The 18,910-nt window shown below is 65.8% G+C and carries 17 protein-coding genes; 5 read left to right on the top strand and 12 right to left on the bottom strand.

Annotation, left to right across the window (positions count from 1 at the left end; all coding sequences use genetic code 11):
* Nucleotides 1-31: 31 nt before the first annotated feature.
* A complete protein-coding gene (locus A9995_RS01045) occupies nt 32-634 on the bottom strand; it encodes a class I SAM-dependent methyltransferase (RefSeq protein WP_067607939.1) in 603 nt (200 codons plus the stop codon).
* Nucleotides 635-831: 197 nt separating this feature from the next.
* Here A9995_RS01045 and A9995_RS01050 point away from each other — a divergent pair, with 197 nt between their 5' ends.
* Complete coding sequence (locus A9995_RS01050) at nt 832-1,839, top strand: phosphoribosylglycinamide synthetase (RefSeq protein WP_233998034.1); 1,008 nt, start codon at nt 832-834, stop codon at nt 1,837-1,839.
* Here the strand turns inward: A9995_RS01050 and A9995_RS01055 are convergent.
* Complete coding sequence (locus tag A9995_RS01055; protein ID WP_067607945.1) at nt 1,832-2,557, bottom strand: SDR family NAD(P)-dependent oxidoreductase; 726 nt, start codon at nt 2,555-2,557, stop codon at nt 1,832-1,834. The genes A9995_RS01050 and A9995_RS01055 overlap by 8 nt on opposite strands.
* Before the next feature lie 232 nt (nt 2,558-2,789).
* Between A9995_RS01055 and A9995_RS01060 the strand changes: the two genes are divergently transcribed.
* The 4 genes from A9995_RS01060 to A9995_RS01075 all read left to right on the top strand — a co-directional run bounded on the left by A9995_RS01060 (nt 2,790) and on the right by A9995_RS01075 (nt 6,124).
* Nucleotides 2,790-3,572 carry a succinate dehydrogenase iron-sulfur subunit gene (locus A9995_RS01060; protein ID WP_067607948.1) on the top strand — a complete coding sequence of 261 codons (783 nt, stop codon included), beginning with the start codon at nt 2,790-2,792 and terminating at the stop codon, nt 3,570-3,572.
* 5 nt (nt 3,573-3,577) lie between these two features.
* Nucleotides 3,578-4,057: a PaaI family thioesterase gene (locus A9995_RS01065; RefSeq protein WP_067607951.1), complete on the top strand. Its 480-nt coding sequence runs from the start codon at nt 3,578-3,580 to the stop codon at nt 4,055-4,057.
* A 24-nt stretch (nt 4,058-4,081) separates the two neighbouring features.
* The gene (gene zapE / locus A9995_RS01070; RefSeq protein ID WP_067607954.1) at nt 4,082-5,206 is read left to right on the top strand and encodes a cell division protein ZapE; all 1,125 of its coding nucleotides are present in this window, start codon (nt 4,082-4,084) and stop codon (nt 5,204-5,206) included.
* A 219-nt stretch (nt 5,207-5,425) separates the two neighbouring features.
* Complete coding sequence (locus A9995_RS01075) at nt 5,426-6,124, top strand: pirin family protein (protein WP_067607957.1); 699 nt, start codon at nt 5,426-5,428, stop codon at nt 6,122-6,124.
* Nucleotides 6,125-6,145: 21 nt separating this feature from the next.
* Here A9995_RS01075 and A9995_RS01080 read toward each other — a convergent pair whose 3' ends face one another.
* The 10 genes from A9995_RS01080 to A9995_RS01125 all read right to left on the bottom strand — a co-directional run bounded on the left by A9995_RS01080 (nt 6,146) and on the right by A9995_RS01125 (nt 18,905).
* Nucleotides 6,146-7,102, bottom strand: a complete 957-nt coding sequence (locus A9995_RS01080; RefSeq protein ID WP_082992398.1) for a crotonase/enoyl-CoA hydratase family protein — start codon at nt 7,100-7,102, stop codon at nt 6,146-6,148.
* Nucleotides 7,103-7,288: 186 nt separating this feature from the next.
* Complete coding sequence (locus tag A9995_RS01085; RefSeq protein WP_067607960.1) at nt 7,289-9,187, bottom strand: XrtA/PEP-CTERM system amidotransferase; 1,899 nt, start codon at nt 9,185-9,187, stop codon at nt 7,289-7,291.
* A gap of 12 nt (nt 9,188-9,199) precedes the next feature.
* A complete protein-coding gene (gene xrtA / locus A9995_RS01090; protein ID WP_067607963.1) occupies nt 9,200-10,216 on the bottom strand; it encodes an exosortase A in 1,017 nt (338 codons plus the stop codon).
* Nucleotides 10,206-11,432: a TIGR03087 family PEP-CTERM/XrtA system glycosyltransferase gene (locus A9995_RS01095; protein ID WP_067607965.1), complete on the bottom strand. Its 1,227-nt coding sequence runs from the start codon at nt 11,430-11,432 to the stop codon at nt 10,206-10,208. Before A9995_RS01095 ends, xrtA begins: the two co-directional genes overlap by 11 nt.
* Nucleotides 11,432-12,505, bottom strand: coding sequence for a FemAB family XrtA/PEP-CTERM system-associated protein (locus tag A9995_RS01100; protein WP_082992399.1), 1,074 nt, complete (start codon nt 12,503-12,505; stop codon nt 11,432-11,434). Before A9995_RS01100 ends, A9995_RS01095 begins: the two co-directional genes overlap by 1 nt.
* Entirely contained in the window at nt 12,502-13,359 is an 858-nt protein-coding gene (locus A9995_RS01105; protein WP_067609411.1) for an XrtA system polysaccharide deacetylase, read from the bottom strand. Before A9995_RS01105 ends, A9995_RS01100 begins: the two co-directional genes overlap by 4 nt.
* A gap of 50 nt (nt 13,360-13,409) precedes the next feature.
* Complete coding sequence (locus A9995_RS01110; protein ID WP_067607971.1) at nt 13,410-14,603, bottom strand: XrtA/PEP-CTERM system-associated ATPase; 1,194 nt, start codon at nt 14,601-14,603, stop codon at nt 13,410-13,412.
* Between the two features lie 15 nt (nt 14,604-14,618).
* On the bottom strand, nt 14,619-16,292 hold the full coding sequence (locus tag A9995_RS01115; protein WP_067607973.1) for a hypothetical protein: 1,674 nt from the start codon (nt 16,290-16,292) through the stop codon (nt 14,619-14,621).
* Nucleotides 16,289-17,371 carry a capsular biosynthesis protein gene (locus tag A9995_RS01120; RefSeq protein ID WP_233998035.1) on the bottom strand — a complete coding sequence of 361 codons (1,083 nt, stop codon included), beginning with the start codon at nt 17,369-17,371 and terminating at the stop codon, nt 16,289-16,291. The genes A9995_RS01115 and A9995_RS01120 overlap by 4 nt, the downstream gene beginning before the upstream one ends.
* Nucleotides 17,372-17,384: 13 nt before the next feature.
* Nucleotides 17,385-18,905 carry an XrtA system polysaccharide chain length determinant gene (locus tag A9995_RS01125; RefSeq protein WP_067607976.1) on the bottom strand — a complete coding sequence of 507 codons (1,521 nt, stop codon included), beginning with the start codon at nt 18,903-18,905 and terminating at the stop codon, nt 17,385-17,387.
* Between the last annotated feature and the right edge of the window lie 5 nt (nt 18,906-18,910).

Below are 18,910 nucleotides of genomic sequence, written 5' to 3' on the forward strand. Positions count from 1 at the left end.
CGGAGGGCCTCCCTCCCCTAGCCGGTTGGCGTCACTGCCCGCGCTTGCGGGCGATCCCCCACTCCATCCAGCCCATGATCCGGGGTGCCTTTTCGAGATAGCCCTGCCCCAGCGGCTCGACCTCGAAACCGCCCGCGCGCAGTGCCCCGCCGACAGGCCGCGTCAGATGGCATCCGCCAGCCAGCGGCTTCCAGATCGGCTCGATACGCTCCTGCCAGTCGGCGACGCCATGATCGGGTGCTCGCCCATGCTCGAGAAACAGCAATTGGCCGTCAGGCTTCAGCACCCGGTGCAGTTCGGACACGACAGCCGCGTGGTCCTCCACCGAGCACAGCGTGTAGGTGCAAACGACTGAGTCGAAACTGCTGCTCGAGAACGGAATGTCTTCGCCAAACCCTCGTCTAAGATCGACCTTCCAGCCCTGTCCCCGCGCCGTCTCGCGGGCGCTTTCCAGCAGGTTCTCGTGTGGGTCGATTCCTGAAAAAGCGGTCACCGCCTGCCTGTCGTAGAAGCGCTGGTTGAGCCCGCCGCCGCAGCCCAGTTCGAACACCTTGCCGCGTGCCATTGGTACGACCCGTCGCCGCCGGTCTTCGATGCCCTTCTGCCCGCAGGCGAAGGTGATGAGACGCGGCATGATATGCCGATCGTACCAGCTGGCCAATCCCACTGCGCATTTCTCCTCGCGACCCGATCGGTACAGACTAGCCGAGCTTTTGTGCCGCTCAATGTTTTTCGTCTCTTTGTTCGGGCGCTGGGTTCGGGGGCTGGAAGCGCCGAACCATTCCGCCTAGAGGCCGAAGCGAAAGGTTTGCCAACAGGATGACACGCGCCATGGATATCGCCCCCCTCCGCATTCCCGCCGACGCCAAGGAGAGATTGCGCGTCCTGTTCATGGCCAAGCATGCGCTGTGGGGCGGCGGGATGCATCCCGAGGACGGCAATCACGCGATCTACCATCACGAGGTGCGCACCACGCTGGAGGACATGGGGCTCAACCTGTTGCTCGCCGACAGCTACAAGGTCCTGTTCGAACAGCCCGAAGCGGATTTCGTCTTCCCGCTGCTGAACCGCGGCGGGTTCGTGAATTCCGAGATGCTGATCCCGCTGCTGTGCAATATGCACCGCCTGCCGTATGTGGGCGCGATGCCGTTCCTGCGCGGGCTCGGCGACGACAAATCGGTCTCCAAGCTTGTCTGCACCCATGCCGGCGTGCCGACCGCGCCGTGGTTCTGCTTCCGCCGAGGGGCGCAGGTGGAGGAAGCCGATGTGCCGCATTCTGCCGGCGGTCGCTGGGTGATCAAGCCCAACGCTTCCTCGGCCAGCTGGGGCATTTCGGATGCGCATGATTTCGCCGGCGTCGCCAATGCCGTGGCCAATATCCACGGCCAGGGCCACGATGCCATCGTCGAGCCCTATCTCGACGGATACGATGTCCAGGTCGCCTTCATCACCATCGACGGCAAGCCGGTGCAACTGCCGATGCTGTGGTATGAGCGCGAGGACACCCAGCGCCTCTGGACCTACTACGAAAAGCGCGATCTGATCCAGAACACCGAGAAAAGCGCGCTCAAGCGGTTCGACGATCCCGAATTCGAGCCGCGCATGGCCGATCTCGCCGCGCGGGTCGCCCGCGAATTCCACCCGTTCGATTACGGGCGGATCGAGTTCCGCTTCGACCCCAAGACGGGCGACATCAATTTCATCGAGATCAATCTCAACTGCAATCTGTGGTCGGAGAAGGTCATGGCCAAGGCCGCGGCGCAGGCCGGGTTCAGCCACGCCGACCTGCTCGAGACGATTCTGGCGGAATCCTTCCGCCGGAACGCGCTGATCAGCTAGGGATTTCCTCGCCCTGCCAGTCGAAGGCCTTGCCGCTGTGGGCGGGGGTGAGGCGATCGACCACATCGAGCAGGTGGCGCGCAGCCTGCGCCGGACTGGTCAGCTGGCCCTCGGGCAGGTTCGCCTGGAAGGGTTCGGACAATCCCGTGTCGACCGTTCCGGGGTGCAGCGCGACGACGCTCGCCTGTTTGTGCGTCCGGCCCAGCTCGATTGCGAAGTTGCGGACCAGCATGTTGAGCGCCGCCTTGCTCGCGCGGTAGCTGTGCCAGCCCCCCAGGCGGTTGTCGGAGATCGACCCGACCCGTGCGGAGAGAGCACCGAACACCGAGCGCTCGTCGCGGGGCAGCAGCGCAAGCATGTGCTTGGCGATCAATGCCGGGCCGATGGTATTGATGCGGAAGGCTTCGGCCATCGCCGCGCCGTCGAGCTGGCGATAGCTGCGCTCGGGCCCGGTTCCGTCGCCGAGCGTCAGGGCGCCGGTGCAGACCATGACAAGCTGCGGCGGCGAGGCGCGCATGGTCTCGGCCGCGAGCGAAATCGAGTTTTCGTCCCCGAGATCGAAGGGCAGTGGATCGATTCCGGCGGCCCGTTCGGACTTCGGCGATCGCGACAGGGCCCAGACCCTGGTCCCGCGTTCCGCCAGCGCCTGGCACAGCGCACGGCCGATTCCGCCGCTGGCGCCGAAGATCGCGGCGCGTTCGAATGGCTGGTGCTCCATATCCGCTGTCCTAGCGCCTCGCCGGGTCGGTGCAAGGGCGGCGCCGGTCTTGCAAAAAACGAAAAAGCTTGTTCATGAAACACACCCCCGGGCCAACCCCCAGAACTGTTGTTTTTTCAGGAAAAAGTGCCATTTTCCCTACACCGGCGCGAAGCGGTGCAAATGGCCGTTTCCCTTGTGCCGAGACGCAGGGACGTTAAGAGCGTCCGCAAGCAGGAATACAGGAACGAACATGGCGACCTTTACCCTCCCGAAGAACTCAACGATAACCGGCAAGAGCCGCAAGCATACGGTCGAGGGCGCGGGGCGGGTCAAATCGTTCAAAATCTATCGCTACGATCCCGATACCGGTGAGAACCCGCGTTACGACACCTTCGAGATCGATCTCGACGAGTGCGGCCCGATGGTGCTCGACGCCCTGTTCAAGATCAAGAACGAGGTCGATCCGACGCTGACCTTCCGGCGCTCGTGCCGCGAAGGCATCTGCGGTTCGTGTTCGATGAATTTGAACGGCAAGAACGGGCTCGCCTGCACCACCGCAATCGACGATCTCAAGGGCGAGATCCGGATCACTCCGCTGCCGCATATGGAAGTGATCAAGGACCTGATCCCCGACTTCACCCACTTCTACGCGCAATACGCCTCGATCCGCCCCTGGCTGCAGACCGTCTCGACGACGCCCAGCGGCAAGGAGCGGCTCCAGAGCCCCGAACAGCGCGAGAAGCTCGACGGGCTTTACGAGTGCATCCTGTGCGCCTGCTGCTCGACCGCCTGCCCAAGCTATTGGTGGAATTCGGACAAGTTCCTCGGCCCGGCGATCCTGCTCCAGGCGTTCCGCTGGCTGGCCGACAGCCGCGACGAGATGACCGGCGAGCGGCTTGACCAGCTCGAGGACCCGTTCCGCCTCTATCGCTGCCACACGATCATGAATTGCGCCAATGTCTGCCCCAAGGGGCTGAACCCGGCCAAGGCGATCGCCGAGACCAAGAAAATGCTCGTCGAACGCGCGATCTGATTGCAATGACGCTCAGCGACGACGTGTTCGAGCACGGGCCAGATCCCGACAATCCCGGCTGGAACCACTGGAATCTCAAGGACCAGACGCTGTTCAACGGCGCGGTGATGGGCAAGCTCCTGACCCGGGTGGAAGGCGAAGGCGATGCCCGCCGCGCGCGGCTGCGGATGTTCCCCGAACGGCGGCACGAGAATTTGCAGGGCATCGTCCACGGCGCGGTGACGCTGTCGCTGGTCGACATCGCTTTGTTCACCACCATGCACAATCTGGGGAGCGGTAACGCCGGGCCCTCGGTGACTCTGGAACTCTCGACGCAGTTCGTCGGCGCAGGCGATCCCGCCCGCCCGCTCGATGCCGTCACCGAGATCGTCCAGGAAACCGGGCGCTTGGTGTTTGTGCGCGGCACGGTCGAGCAGGAGGGCAACCGCGTGGCGGCCTTCTCCGGCATCGTCCGCAAGATGCGGCCGCGCGACCCGGCGTCGTGATCTGCCAACCGTGATCCACCTGTCATGACCGGAATGCTTGCGCGCTACGACGCGCTGATCGAAGCGGGCGAACTGCGTCCCGATGCCGACCAGCGCGCCGCTGCGCAGCGGCTCGATGCACTCCAGCGCGAGCTCGAAGCGGGCGGCAGCAGCAATGGCAGCGGGTTCCTCGGCAAATTGCTCGGCAAGAAACCGCCGCGCCCGCGCGGGGTCTACATGTGGGGCGGTGTCGGGCGCGGCAAGTCGATGCTGATGGATCTGTTCGTCGAGACGCTGGATATCGAGGCCAAGCGTCGGGTCCATTTCCACGAATTCATGCTCGAGGTCGATCGGATGATCGGCGAGGAGCGCAAGCGCGAGAACGGCGATCCGATCGCCCCGGTCGCCGCGCGGCTGGGCCAGGGCATCCGTTGCCTCGCCTTCGACGAGATGGTGGTCGCCAACACCGCCGATGCCGCGATCATGAGCCGGCTGTTCACCGCGCTGATCCGCGACGAGGGCGTGAGCGTGGTCACCACCAGCAACCGCCCGCCGCGCGATCTCTACAAGGACGGGCTCAACCGCTCGCTGTTCCTGCCCTTCATCGATCTGGTGCTGGCCGAGATGGACGTGCTGCCGCTCAACGGGCCGACCGACTACCGGCTCGACCGGCTGGGCGATCTCGAGACATGGCACACTCCGCTTGGCGACGAGGCCACCGCGCAGGTGCGCGAGGCGTTCTTCCGCCTGACCGACTACGCACCCGAAGACGCGGAACACGTTCCCTCGGGTCGGCTCGATCTGGGCGGCGGACGCAGCCTCATGGTGCCGAAATCGCTCAAGGGCGTGGCAGTTTTCAGCTTCAAGCGATTGTGCGGCGAAAATCGCGGCGCGGCGGATTATCTCGCCATCGCCCATGCCTATCACACGGTGATCGTGGTCGGCATCCCGACGCTGGGGCCCGACAAGCGCAACGAGGCGCTGCGCTTCATCAAGCTGATCGACGCGCTTTACGAGAACAGCGTGAAGCTGTTCGCTACCGCCGCGGCGGAACCTCAGGCGCTCCATAGCGCCGGCGATGGCCTGTTCGAATTCGACCGCACCGTCAGCCGGCTGATGGAAATGCAGAGCGACGACTACATGGCGCGCGGGCACGGGCGCGCGGACTGAGGGCGGTTCCGTCTGGAGAACAGCTCGTCGTTGCGAACGAAGTTAAGCAATCCTTGGCGCAGTTCCATGGATTGTAGCGCCACCTGCGGCACCTCGCAATGACGAGGCGAGAGGCCGGACGAGCCGTGAGGCCGAGTACGCCCGGCCATTGCAAACCCGCGCCTTCATCCCACCTATTGCCGATCCCGGCGACAACACCCCGCCGATGCGAGAATACAGATGATCGATATCCGACCCTTCGCCAGCCTCGGCCATGCCGACCACGGCTGGCTCAACGCCCGCCACCATTTCAGCTTCGCCTCTTATCACGATCCTGCGCGGATGGGCTGGGGCCCGATCCGCGTCTGGAACGACGACACCATCGCCGGGGGGAGCGGGTTTCCGCCCCACCCCCACCGCGACATGGAAATCGTCACCTTCGTGCGCAGCGGCGCGATCACCCATCGCGACAGCCTCGGCAACGAGGGCCGCACCGCGGCGGGCGACGTCCAGGTGATGAGCGCGGGCACCGGCATCACCCACGCCGAATTCAACCAGGAAGACGAAGCCACGACGCTGTTCCAGATCTGGATCCAACCCACGCGCAGCGGCGAGGCACCCGGCTGGGGGCAGCGCGAGTTTCCCAAGGCCAGCCGTGAGGGCGGGTTCGAAGTGCTCGCCAGCGGGACGCCCGAGGAAGACGATGCGCTGTCGATCCGCACCGATGCCAAGGTGCTCGCCACGACTTTGCAGGCGGGCCAGTCGGCGACCTGGAAAACCGATGGTGCGCGGCACCAGTATCTGGTCGCCCCGGTCGGCCGGATTTCGGTCAACGGCCACGAGGCCAAGCCGCGCGACGGCGTCGCGATCACCGGCGAGGACGAGATAATTGTCGTCGCGCTCGAGGATGCCGAAGTGGTGATGGTCGACGCACGCTAGCAACGCTCGCCAGACCGTAAATCAGGCCGCCCGGGCGAGCTTCGTCTGGGCGGTCACCAGCCGGTCCATCAGCTTGAGATCCCTGGCATCAAGCTGGAGCGCGGCATCGGCCCATAATTCGGTGATCCGGGTCAGTTCATCGAGCCTGAGATCCCAGCAGACTTTCATCGCACGGCGCGAATTGACCATCCCGGCATGCTTGCGGGTGCTCTTGCGGATGAAGTCCTGCGTCGCCTGCAGCCCCTCGCCATCCTCGGCGATGGCATGGACCAGTCCCAGATCGTAGAGCTGCTCGGCGCTGTAGCTTGCGTTCGAGACGATCAGCCGGTCGGCCATGGCGCTGCCGAGTTTGCGGCTGAGCAGCGAATGCGCGCCCATTCCCGGGAACAGGCCGAACATCATTTCGGGCAGGCCGAACGTCGCCCCGCGTTCCGCGACGATGTAGTCGAACGACAGCAGCGCCTCGAAGCCACCGCCCAGCGCATCGCCCTGCACCATCCCGACGGTGACGATCGGCAGGTCGAGCGAATTCATGTTGCGATGGAGGATCTGGCAGCAGCGATGGCCGTAGTTCACCAGTCCTTCGCGGTTGCGTTCCTCGATCAGCCGCCTGAACAGCTGCAGATCGCCGCCGAAGCAGAACACGCCCGGCGCGCGGCTGCCCAGCACCAGGAATTTGAGCGGCACCTTGTCGGGGCCGAAACCCAGTTCGATCAACCGCTGCCAATTGGCGAAATCGGCCAGCATCGGCGGGGTGAAGCTGGGGCGGCCCTGCGGGCGCATATAGGTCCACAGCGTCTGGGCATCGCCGTCATACAGAATTTCGAGCTCGTCGAGGTGAAACAGCTCTTCCGGGATCGCCAAATGGAGACAGCTTTCAGCGAGCAGCTCAGACTTGTCCGACAAGCGGATAGTCGCGTCGTCGCGGTCGTCCCAGTCCGTCGAGGAACGATGCGTTTCCGTGATCAGTCGTTCCATTTGCGGCCCCCGCGGCGAAGGTTTCGACTATTCCATTCCAATAAAATCAGACGGATAAGCTTTGTTAACCACGAATCTAAGCCAAGGAGGACTCACTTGGCAAATGAATTAACCGTCCTGAATCTGTAAGATATCGCCTTTTGGTGGGGCGCGGAGTCCGCAGTGATGCATTCTCGCATCACTCGCTCAGCCGCGTAAATCGAGTCCCGCCAAGGCCTTATCCAGCATCACCAATTGCCAGAGCACCCTGCCGTGGTCGTATTCGCGAGAAATATGCTGCTCCGCGATCCGGGCCAGCGCGGCGCGATCGAACCAGCCGCTCTCGACCAGCCGCTCGCTCGTCGCAATGCCACGCGCGGTGTCAGCGAGCGGCCCTCGAAACCATTGCGCCAGCGGGGTGACAAAGCCCTGTTTGGGGCGGTAGAGAATGTCTTGCGGCAGATAGCGCTCCATCGCGTGCTTCATCAGCCATTTGCCCTGTCGTCCGCGGACCCGCTGGCGCTCGGGAAGGCTGGCGGCAAAGCCCACCAGCCGGTGGTCGAGCAGCGGTTCGCGCGCCTCGAGACCGACCGCCATGCTGGTGCGATCGACCTTGGTGAGGATATCGCCCGGGAGCCAGAACTTGAGATCGGCATATTGGGCGGCGTCGAGTCCGCTGCGCGCGGGTGCACCTTCCATCAGCGCGACCAGCCTGTCCTCGGCGCGGTAGTCACCGCGGTCGCGCAGCATCGCCGCGCCATAGAGCCGCGCCCGCGCCGGGGCGTCGAGAATGGCGAGCGCACGGGCATAGCCCTGCGCCCCGCTCTCGGCGAGCGAGAGGAAGGTGGTCTTGGCGCGCAGGGCCTGAGGCGCCCAGTCGGCCTTGAGCCAGATCTTCCCAAGCGTCCCGAACACCGGCCCGCGCAAACCTTGCGGAAGAACGGCGCGCGCCTGACTCTCGCGGTGGTGGAACACCTGGCGGCGATAGCCCGCGAGCGCCTCGTCCGCGCCATCGCCCGACAGCGCTACCTTCACATTCTCGCGCGCCAGCTCGCAGACCCGCAGCGTCGGCAATGCGGAGGCATCGGCGAAGGGTTCGTCGAAGATGCCGGCGATCCGGTCGAGATCGGCGATGTCGTCGGGCGAGACGATCCGTTCGCGGTGATCGGTACCGAAACGTTCGGCTATCTGGCGCGCGTAGCCGGTCTCATCGACCGCGGCGACATCGAAGCCGATCGAACAGCTGCGCACCGGATCGCGGCTCGCCTCGGCCATCAGCGCGACCACGCTCGAACTGTCGACCCCGCCCGACAGGAAGGCCCCCAGCGGCACATCGGCGACCATCCGGCTGGTGACGCCCTCGCGGAGGCGATGGAGCAGCTCGGCGGAGAGATCGGCCGTGCTGCCCTTGGCGCGGTGTTCGAAGGAAATGTCCCACCACTGGCGCGGCGGCGTCGGCTCGCGGTCGTGCTCGAGCAACAGGAAATGGCCCGCGGGCAATTTCTCCACCCCCTTGAGGATCGAGCGGTGATCGGGGACATAGCCCCATGTCATGTAATCCTCGATCGCCAGCGGATCGGCGACCCGGCGGACCAGCGGATGCGCGAGCAGACCTTTCAATTCGGAGGCGAAGGCAATGCTGCCATCCGACAGCCGCGCAAGGAAGAGCGGCTTCACCCCGAAGCGGTCGCGCGCGAGGAACAGCTGGCGGCTGGCCCGGTCGTAGAGCGCGAACACGAACATGCCATCGAGCCGCTCGAGGCAATCGGGCCCCCAACGCTGCCAGGCGGCGAGGATAACCTCAGTGTCGCCATCGGTGTGGAACCGCGCGCCGCCGGCCTCGAGCTCGGCGCGCAGCGCGCGGTAATTGTAGATTTCGCCGTTGAAGACGATCACCGCGCGGCCATCGACCGAATGCATCGGCTGCGGCGAGCCCGCGAGATCGATGATCGACAGGCGGCGATGGCCCAGCCCAACTCCGGGTGCGGTCCACACCCCCGAGCCATCGGGCCCGCGATGCGCCAGCGCGTCGGTCATCCGCTCGATCCGGCGAGGATCGACCGGCTTGGGCGTGCCACAATGGAAAATGCCAGCGATCCCGCACATAGGCGGTGGCTCCTAGCCTGCCGGAAGGCCGAAAGCGAGCGTGGCCGCCAGCGCCGCCAGCGCAAGGATGACCAGCAACAGCGCGCGCGTCGGGGCCGAGTGCCGCTCCAGCACGGCGAGCAGCGCACTCCGGCGCAGCTCCTCAAGCGTCCAGCCGGCATCCTCGGGCTCGCGCTCGAACCAGCGCCACGCCACGCCGAGGATCAGCGCCACCACCAGCCCGAAGAAGATCCAGCCGTAAACGATGTGGTCGAACCCGCCGGCCGCCTCGGCGCCGACGAATTGCGCGATATAGATCGTCGCCCAGGCACGGATGCCATTGGCAAGGATGGGCACCACCACGCAGGCGACCATGAAAGCTGCGCGGCGGCGCCAGCTGGTGAAACTGGTGAAGCAGGTCAGCACGCCCAGCGCGATCATCGCGATCAGGAAATGGACGCCCGCGCAGGCTTCGGCGACGATGAACAGCCCGGCGGGGGTGTGGATGTAGATCCCCTCGATCCGCGCGGGAACCCCGACCATATGGGTCAACGCGATCGCCATCTCGGCGGTGAGATACTGGAGCGGCGGGACGATCTCGTCGCCGAACGGCACGAGGAACACCGCAAAGCCCAGCGGCAGCGCGAGCAGCGCACCGACCCGCGGGCCAAGCAGCGCGAGCGCGGCAGCGGGGAGCATCGCCACCGCACCGGCATGCGCCAGCAGATTGAGATCGGTGTATCGACCAACCAACCACAGGGCGAGCGCCGCCGCCAGAGCCGCCAGCCCCGGCCACCAGCCGCGCGGCACGACTTGCGCCGCATCCTCGCGCCGGATCCACACCAGCCAGGCGATGATCGCCGGAATCAGCAGGATGTGCGAATAACTGTCGATGTTCCACCAGATGTCCAGCATCTCGCCCCATTCGCGGGACGCCAGCGCGACCAGCGCGAGTGCGGCGAGCGAGAGCCGGACCAGTGCGGCACGCCATTCGGAGTGCCGGGTCGCCGCCATCGGCGGGTCTGCCAGCGCGGCTCTGTCAGGCGGCATGACGCGCCCCGCCCTGCCCGCGTCCGACGATCGCCGCCAGTTGCGCCTCGACCGCCTCCCACGACATTTGGGCCATGACGAGGCCGCGCGCGGCGCGGCCCATCTCTGCGGCGTGTTCGGGATCGGCTGCGAGCGCCCGGGCTGCGGCGACGAAAGCGGCATCGTCGCGGCAAATCGAAAAATGTTCGCCGTCGACGGCATCGATTCCGGTCGCCGCCTCGGGGCTGAGGAGTACGGGTCGCGCCATCGCCATCGCCTCGAGCACCTTGTTCTGCACACCGCGTGCCAGCATCAGCGGCGCGACCACCGCGCTGGCGGCGGCGAGGAAAGGCCGGACATCGGGCACTTCGCCCCATACGGTGACGCCGGGCTCATCGCCCAGCCGGGTCACATCTCCAGTCGGCGCCCGCCCAACGATATGGAACTGTGCCTCCATAGTCTCGCGCAAGCGCGGCAGGATCACGCGAGCGAACCGCTTCACCGCCGCGATATTGGGCGAATAGTCCATCTGCCCAGTGAACACGAAATGCGCTCCGGGCATCCCCGCCAGCCCAGCGTGGGGCGCGGTGGCCGCCGGATCGAAAAAATCACCGTCGATGCCATTGCCCAACGCGCGCACATCATAGGCGTTGCCGACGGGCAAACGGCTCTGGAACAGCGCCAGCTCATTGTTGGAGATCAGCAGCGTGCAATCCGCCCGGCGCGCTATCCGCGCTTCCTCGCGCGCCAGCAGCCGTGCCTCGCGCGCCATCAGCCAGGATCTGGGGAAACCCGCCTCGCGCGCATAGCCCGCGAATTTGGCGCTATCGACATCGCACAGATCGACCACCACGCGCCCCGCAAAGCCATCGGGAATATACTGCCCCATCTGGCCCGAGAAAATCACGATCGTGTCGATGTCGTGCTGCGCCAGCGTCTGCGCGACCCAGCGCGACAGGCGCGCATCGGCAAAGGCCGGGAGGCTGACCGGCTTGCCGCTCGCGAGCGCGCGCAGCCCCGCTTTTGGCAGTGATGTGTCGCGATCGATCAACAGGTGGCTGGCGGCCAAGTCGCGCAGCGCGGCATCCTGCGCGCGATCCTGGTCAGTCTCGGCAAAGGTGCCGACATGGACCGGCGCGAGCTTTGCCAGCCCCTTGAGCAGGTGATGCGAGCGGATCTTGTCGCCCCGGTCGGGCGGGAACGGCACACGGTGGCACAGGAACAAGATCTCGCTCATCAGCCCAGCCCGCGGGCGATGAAGGGTCCGATGGTGTTGGCGAGCGGGAGCGGCAGGCGCTTCCACAGCTCGATCCCGCGCGAATAACCATCATCGGTGGGATCGATGTTGCGCGGCGTTACGCCGGGCGCGCTCCAGCTCGAATAGGTCAGCGGTTCGGGCTCGAAGCCCCAGTTCTTCTTGAAGAAATAGGGACCGCTTTCGGTCTTGGAACGGCCGAAATCGAACCGCGTGCAACCCCGGCCACGCGCATGGCGCATCAATTCGTAATACATGATTTCATTGCCGCGCAGATGCCGCGCGACGAAGCGTCCGCCACCCCAATAGGGCATCACCGCGCCGCGATGGTAGAGCGACAGCACGCTCGCGACCGGCTCGCCCTCGTGCCGCACGGTCAGGATGTCGGCATCCTCGCCAAACCCGTCGAGCACCGCGTCGAACAGCGCGCGCGGAAACACCGGCGTGCCGAGATTGCGGACGCTTTCGGAATAGACAGCATAATGCGCCGCGCGATCGGCGGGACCCGAGCCAACGGCGATCTCGAGCTCATTGCGCAACCCCTTGCGGACCTCGGCGCGGGCTTTTCGCGGGATGGCGAGCAGTTCGGCTTCGTCGTCTGCCGCCAGATCGCGGGCGAAATTGCAATGCGCGGTGGAGATGCTCGTCCAGTCAGCGGGAGCCACCCCGCCGCGCAAATCGATCGTCCCGACCGAACGGCGCAGCGCCAACTCCTCCGCCGCGCGACACAGCGCCTCGCCGTCACCATCGGCAATCGTCAGCGGACCACCGCCGACACCAAACCCGCTCGATACCAGCGCGCGCCCGAAGAAGGGGGAATGGACATCGCTGAGCGGAAGCCAGCCGGTCAGCTTTCCAGCACGCTCGGCGACAAGCCCCAGCGCGCGCTGCCCGGTGCCGCGCTCGATCGCGGCCAGCCATGTCGGCCGGTGAAACACCGAACCATCCTGCTCGGCGACAAAGCTCTCGATCCGCGCGACCTCGGAAGGATCGCGCAGATCGGCGAAGGTCACGCCTTTGTGGGTGCGGGTACCGTGCTGAAGTGGCGCATTCACGGTGCGAATTCTACGCAGCGCTGCGCCTCGATGCGAGCGATCTCATCCATCCGCCCCCAGTGGAAATCCCCCGCCAGCCGGCGCAGCTTGTCGGCCATACCCGAAAGGTTGGTGTAGTGGCGCAACTTCGAGCGCAGCGGCGCGTCTGTTACGCGCGGCTGGCCGGGATCGACCTCCCAGGGGTGGAAATAGAACACCGCCGGGCGGCGGTCGTCACGGTTCACCCGCGCGATCGCCCAGCGCGAAAACTCATACGGCAGCACGCGGAAGAATCCGCCGCCGCCCGCCGCTAGTCTGCGTTCGCCGATCTGCGCGGTGGTCACCGGGATTTCGACCAGCGCGCTGTCCGCGACCGGACGGAAGGCGAAGCGCGGCGCCTCGCGCCAGCCGTAATGGTCGTGACGGATCGGCGCGACGCTGGAGGAATAGGCGTAGCCGTGTTCGGCGAGCACCTCATGCGCCCAGGGGGTGCGCTGGTCGATCGAGAAGCTGGGTGCGCGATAGCCGGTGATGTTCGCCCCGCCCGCATCCTCGAGGATGGCGCGCGATTTCGTCAGATCGGCGGCAAATTGCTTGGGATCGAAGGTGAAGACCCGCGTGTGGTCATAGCCATGGCTCGCCAGTTCGTGCCCCCGCTCGACGATGGCGCGGATCGCCGCCGGGTCGCGTTCGGCCACCCATCCCAGCGTGAAGAACGTCGCCTTGACCCCGACCTCGTCGAACAGGTCGAGCACGCGGCGGACATTGTCGCCCACGCGTAGCGCCATTCCATCCCAGTCGGAGCGCGCGATCGTGTTTTCGAAAGCGCCGACCTGGAACCAGTCCTCCACATCGACCGAGAGGCCATTGAGGATACCTGCCGCTGTGATCGCGCGCTCTTCCAAATGCTTGCCTCTCTCGCCGGTCAGGCCGCTTCGCGCCGTCCACCGGCTTCGAGGAATTCGATCAATTGCGCAAGAACGTGGCGCAGCGATTGCTCCTGCTCGTCCAGTCGCGCTTCGATCCGCGCAAGCCGCTCGTCCAAGGCCTCGGAGCCCTGCCCGGTTTCGCCCGCAAAGCTGGCGCGGGTCTCGCCGATTTCGCGGCGCAACTGGTCGAGCTCGCGGTCGCGATCGGCGAAGGCGCGTTCGATCGCAACGATCTGCGCTTCGGCGAGGCCTTCGCTCTGGGGCTGCTCGGGAGCCTTGCGATCGGCCTCGGCGCGCCGCGCCTGAGCGATCGCCTGCGACGCGGGAAGTTGCGGATCGGGAGCGATATTGTCGGCGGTGATCTCTTCCCCGGCGGCGCTGTCGCCCTCCATCTCCTCGATCACCGAATCGAGCATGTCGGGCTCGATTACCGCCTGTTCCTCGACCGCGCCGAGCAGCAGCAGCCGGGTCATCACCTGGTTGATCTTGCGCGGGATCCCGCCCGTGGCACGGTGCAACTTGGTGAAGATGCCGTGGTCGAGCTCGGGATTGCCATCCCAGCCGACATGTCCGAGCCGGTGGCGGACATAGGGTTCGATCTCGCCGGGCTGCATCGGTTCCAGATGATGCGCCGCAATTACTCGCTGGCGCAATTGCTCGAGCTCGGGCGAGCCCGCGAGCAAACGCTTGAATTCGGGCTGGCCGAGCAGCAGCGTCTGCAGCAGCGGATGTGCGCCGAGCTGGAAGTTCGACAGCATCCTGAGCTCTTCGAGCGCGCCGATCGAAAGGTTTTGCGATTCATCGACGATCAGCAGGCAGCGTTTGCCGTTGCGCGCTTCCTCGTGGAGGAAATGCTCGATCGCGGCGAGCGCGGCGGCCTTGTCGCGGCCCTCGACATCGAGACCAAAGCTGCGCGCGGCGACATGGATCATCTCCTCGCCGTCGAGCGCGCTGGTGACGACCTCGCCCACGCTCATCCGGTCGGCGTCGAGCTTCTCCTTGAGATGCGCGACCAGCGTCGACTTGCCCGAGCCGACTTCGCCGGTGATGACGATGAAGCCCTCGCCCTGGTTCAGTCCGTAGCCGAGATAGGACAGCGCCTTCTTGTGGGTGATGCTCTCGAAGAAAAACGCCGGGTCGGGCGTGAGCTGGAAGGGACGCTCCGAAAAGCCGTAATATTGTTCATACATGGTCGGGTCTTCCTATCAGAAGCCGTAGCGCAGGCCCACCAGGGCCGATGCGCTCTTGAGATCCTCGGCAGACACTTCGCTGTCGAGATAGTTCACCGCCACCGCGACCCGACCCGTGAGATTGCGGGTAAAGTTGCGATTGTAGGCGGCGGAGCTGCCGAGCGCGAGCGCATTGCCCACGCCCTCGAAGCCGCTGTCGATATAGCTGGCATAGCTGGTAACGGTGTAGCCCGCGTCGCGCCCCAGCGGACCGCTGACGGTGCCGGCGATGTACAGGCTTTCGTCGGACAGGCCGTCCGAGGCCTCGAGCACGGTGCCCGGCGCGCCCAGATAGGTGCGGCGGTCGTAGCCCGCGGAGATCCCGGCGGTGGTGCGGCCGACCTGGCGCGAATAATAGGCCGAGACCCCGCGCGAACGGAATACCGAGGAGCGCACCGAGCCGAGCAGCCCGTCGAGGCAGCTCGCGCCGCTGACCGAATTGATGCAGCCCACGATCGCGCCGCTGATCGGATCGCGGACGACCTCGAAATCGGTCGGCAGCGCGGCGAGCGTGTTGTTGAGCCGTCCACCGAACCCGGTGATCGTGTCGTAGACGTTGACCCCGACATTGGTGGTGCGGCTGGCCTGCCAGGTGAAATTGCCGTAATAGGTGTCGCTGTCGTAGCGACGGCCATAGGTCGCCGAGAGCGAGGTGCGCTGGCTCGGGCGCCACAGCACGCCGACATCCCAGATCAGCCCGTCGGCCTCGAAGGCGATCCGGCGCGGACCGCTCTCGTCGGTGACCAGCCGGCCGTCGGACCCGACGATGGGAATGCCAGCGGCATCGCGCAGCGCATCGCGGCTCGACACTTCGACGTTTTCGTAGCCCACGCCCGCCACCACCGCGAGCGTCGGCGTGACCGGCACGGTGACATCGCCGCGCAGGTAGGAATCGACCACCCGCTGGTCGAGATTGTTGATATCTTCGCGGAAATAGCCGCCCCCCACCCCGAGCCCGACGGGGAGGTATTCGCCCGGCTGGGTGCCGGCGCGAAGCTGCGCGCTGTGCGAGACGCTCTCGTCGAACACATCGGTCGGCGTACCGCCCGTGGTGACGAATTCCGGTGCATCGACGCGGGTGTAGCCCAGGCGATAGTTGCCGGTCACATCGACGCGGTCGATCTCGGTAGAAAGGTTGGGTCCGACATAGGCCGAATAGGTCTGCGTCGAATTGGCGAGATTGTTCTGCCCGGCAAAGACGTTCGAGCCGCCGCTGGTGACGGTGGTGCGGCTGGCGAGCGCGCCCGCCTCGAGCGTCAGGGTTTGCGGCACAATGGTGGTGTAGCCACGCGCGATCCCGCTGATCGTGTCGCTGTCGTTGGAATCGCCATAGCCGAAATTGTGCTCGTAGCGCAGCGAGACCGAGGCACCGTTGTTGCGCCCGATGTAGGAGGCATCGACCCCGGCGGCGACCTGGGTGTAGGTCAGCACGTCGTCGAAGGGCGAGAGCTGCGCGGTCAGGATCTGCGAGGCTTCGATATAGGGCTCGACCGAAAGCCGTCGTCCGCCCGAGCCGACCCGGTCGCCGGATTCTTCCGCCGATCCGGTCTCGGCCTGCGCGTCGCGGCCCTGATAGCTTTGCGCCATCAGCGGCAGCGGCGCGATCAGGGCGCAACCCGCGGTCAGGCCAACGAGGAAGCGGGTTTTCATGATGGCGATTCCCCGTAACCGTAATATTTGCCAAACTTGCGGCCGCTCGGACTAAACGTCACGTCGTTGAGCAGGAGGCGAATATCGGCGCAGCCCGAGAGCAGGTCGACCGCATCCTCGAGCGCGGCGCGTGCGGTGCAATCGGCGCGGGCGACCAGCAGCGCCTGGCCGCAATGCTTGGCCAGCTCGGCGGCGGGCGATGCCGCGAGGGCAGGTGGGCTGTCGAAAATGACGATCCGGTCATGCGCACCGCGGGTGAGGCGGTTGAGCACTTGCCAGGTCCGCTCGCTGGCGAGATATTCCGCATCCGAGCCGCTGCGTTCGCCCGCGGGCAGGATCCACAATCCGGGGATGTCGGTCCCCACCACGAGCTTTTCGACCTCGATGCTGGGATCGCGCAGCGCGTCCATCAGCCCGGGAGCGGGATCGAGCCCGAAAGTCTTCATGATCGAAGGCTTGCCGAAATCGGCGTCGACCAGCAGGACTTCGGACTGGCGCTCGCCCGCCAGCGCGATCGCGAGATTGGTGGCGCAGAAAGTCTTGCCCTCGCCCGGATGCGGCGAGCAGATCAGCACGCGGCGCGATTTCGAGGTTCCCTCGGCCTCGACCGTCGCCAGCACCTGGCGCTTGACGATACGAAATTCCTCGACCAGCCCGCCGGAACCCAGCTCGGGATCGATCATCCCCTGCTCGCGCAGATGGGCCCGCGAAATCGGGTGCAATTTGCCGCCGAACTCGACCTTCTGGCCGCCGACCTCGCGCTGGCGCGGCGGACGGGCGTCGGCGTCGATGACCACCGGCGGCTGCGAGCGGGTGACGGCATTGTCCGGGCCCGGTTCGGTAGCGCGAAGATCGTCGGCGGCATCGGCGCGCTTCGCGGGCCTGGGCATGCGAACCGCCTTGCCTTCCGGCAATTTGGCCGGAACCCGCGCGGGCAGCAGCCGGTCGAAACCGAAGGCGCCGCTGGCGCGCTCGAACAGCGAGTTCTTGTGCGGAGCTTCCGCCGCTTCCTTCCCGTTATCGGGGCCATCACCGGGCTTTGCGTCACCGGGGGGCACGATCTTGATCGGCTTGTTCACGCTCACAATCCCCTCACGCCACCGTGCCGACCTGGATGAACTCGACCGCGAGCAGCAGGAAACAGACCCCGCCGAGCGCGCCGAGACCGGCGGCAAACTGTTTGAACCGCTTGCGCGCATGCGCTTCGCGCGCCTTGGTCATCGACCGCGAGATCGTACCCACCACCGGCAGGTCCAGCGTGCGCTCCAGGCGATCCGCCGTGGTAAACGCCGACTTCAGCTGCCCGAGCACGAAGGCTACGCCCGCACCCGCTGCCAGACCGACGAACAGCACCCCGAGCAACAGGATCGGGCGATTGGGCGCCGCGGGCTGGCGGGGGATCGTCGGTGGATCGACGACCTCGAACTTGAAGGCGCTGCGCTCGGTCTCGACCTGCCCGCGCAGCCGCATTTCCTCGCGGTCCTGCAGCAATTCGTCGTAATTGGTCTTGAGCACTTCATAGTCGCGCGAGATGCGATTGGCCTCGGCGCCGACTTCGGGTTCCTGAGCCTGCGCGGCGATCATGCCCGACATATCCGACTGCAGCGCCGCCTTGCGCGCGCTCAGCGCCGAGACATTGGCCTGGCGTTCGGCGCGGATGGCGATCAGCGAGGTATAGGCAGGATTGGCCTGGCCGGAGAAGCCTTCGCCTTCGTTTCTCGCCTGTCTTTCGAGCAGGCCGATCTGTCGCTGGGTGGACTGGATATCGGGATGGCTGTCGGTCAGCCCGCGCGAACGCATCGCGGAGAGCTGCGACTGCGCCTGGATCAGTGCGCCGCGCGCGCCGCCCTCGCCGCCGCCCGACGCGATGGTGCGCGGCGTGCCGGCAAGCTGTCCGTTGATTGCCGCGAGCGCGCTTTGCGCTGCAGCGATATCGGCATCAACACCGCGCATTTCGGTGCGCAGGGTCTGCAGCCGCGACGAGACCGTGTCGGTTCCGCCGATCAGATCGGGGTATTGCGATTCGAAGGCGAGGCGGCGCTGTTCGGCGGCTTCGAGCTCCTGCTTGCGTTGCTCGAGCTGGCGGTCGAGGAAGACGATTGTACCCGCCACCTCGCCGCGGTTGCCGGCGATGTTCTGCTCGCGGAAAATGTCGATCAGCTTTTGCACCACGTCCTGCGAAAGCTTGGCATTCTGCGCATCGGTGAGATCGCTCTTGCCGATCGTTGCGGTCAGTTCGAACAGGTTCTCCTGCTCGCTCGAGACGATGACGTCTTCGGTCAGGCTGGTGATTGCGCCCTGCATTTCGGAAACGGTCGCGATATCGTCGCCCAGCGTGGTCGCCCGGATGACCTTTTCCAGATTGACTGCGCTGGCCAGTGTCTGGCGCACGCGGGTGATCTCCTTTTCGCCGTCGCCGGAAATATCCAGCTGTTCGGAAAGGACATCGTCGATCTGGACATAGACCCGCGCCTTGCTCTCATAGCTGTTGGGGATCAACGCCACCACCAGCCAGCCGAGCACGCATACGCCCCAGGCCACGGCCAACGCGATCCAGCGCCGGTTCCATACCTGGTAGAGCGCCGCGCGCAGTTCTTCGAAGACCTCTCCCATCGTAC

The organism is Erythrobacter sp. QSSC1-22B (assembly GCF_001678665.1).
GTDB lineage: Bacteria > Pseudomonadota > Alphaproteobacteria > Sphingomonadales > Sphingomonadaceae > Qipengyuania.

Coding starts and splice junctions, on each gene's coding strand:
- A9995_RS01045 (WP_067607939.1), bottom strand. CDS start 634: ATGCCGCGTCTCATCACCTTCGCCTGCGGGCAGAAGGGCATCGAAGAC.
- A9995_RS01050 (WP_233998034.1), top strand. CDS start 832: ATGGATATCGCCCCCCTCCGCATTCCCGCCGACGCCAAGGAGAGATTG.
- A9995_RS01055 (WP_067607945.1), bottom strand. CDS start 2,557: ATGGAGCACCAGCCATTCGAACGCGCCGCGATCTTCGGCGCCAGCGGC.
- A9995_RS01060 (WP_067607948.1), top strand. CDS start 2,790: ATGGCGACCTTTACCCTCCCGAAGAACTCAACGATAACCGGCAAGAGC.
- A9995_RS01065 (WP_067607951.1), top strand. CDS start 3,578: ATGACGCTCAGCGACGACGTGTTCGAGCACGGGCCAGATCCCGACAAT.
- zapE (WP_067607954.1), top strand. CDS start 4,082: ATGACCGGAATGCTTGCGCGCTACGACGCGCTGATCGAAGCGGGCGAA.
- A9995_RS01075 (WP_067607957.1), top strand. CDS start 5,426: ATGATCGATATCCGACCCTTCGCCAGCCTCGGCCATGCCGACCACGGC.
- A9995_RS01080 (WP_082992398.1), bottom strand. CDS start 7,102: ATGGAACGACTGATCACGGAAACGCATCGTTCCTCGACGGACTGGGAC.
- A9995_RS01085 (WP_067607960.1), bottom strand. CDS start 9,187: ATGTGCGGGATCGCTGGCATTTTCCATTGTGGCACGCCCAAGCCGGTC.
- xrtA (WP_067607963.1), bottom strand. CDS start 10,216: ATGCCGCCTGACAGAGCCGCGCTGGCAGACCCGCCGATGGCGGCGACC.
- A9995_RS01095 (WP_067607965.1), bottom strand. CDS start 11,432: ATGAGCGAGATCTTGTTCCTGTGCCACCGTGTGCCGTTCCCGCCCGAC.
- A9995_RS01110 (WP_067607971.1), bottom strand. CDS start 14,603: ATGTATGAACAATATTACGGCTTTTCGGAGCGTCCCTTCCAGCTCACG.
- A9995_RS01115 (WP_067607973.1), bottom strand. CDS start 16,292: ATGAAAACCCGCTTCCTCGTTGGCCTGACCGCGGGTTGCGCCCTGATC.
- A9995_RS01125 (WP_067607976.1), bottom strand. CDS start 18,905: ATGGGAGAGGTCTTCGAAGAACTGCGCGCGGCGCTCTACCAGGTATGG.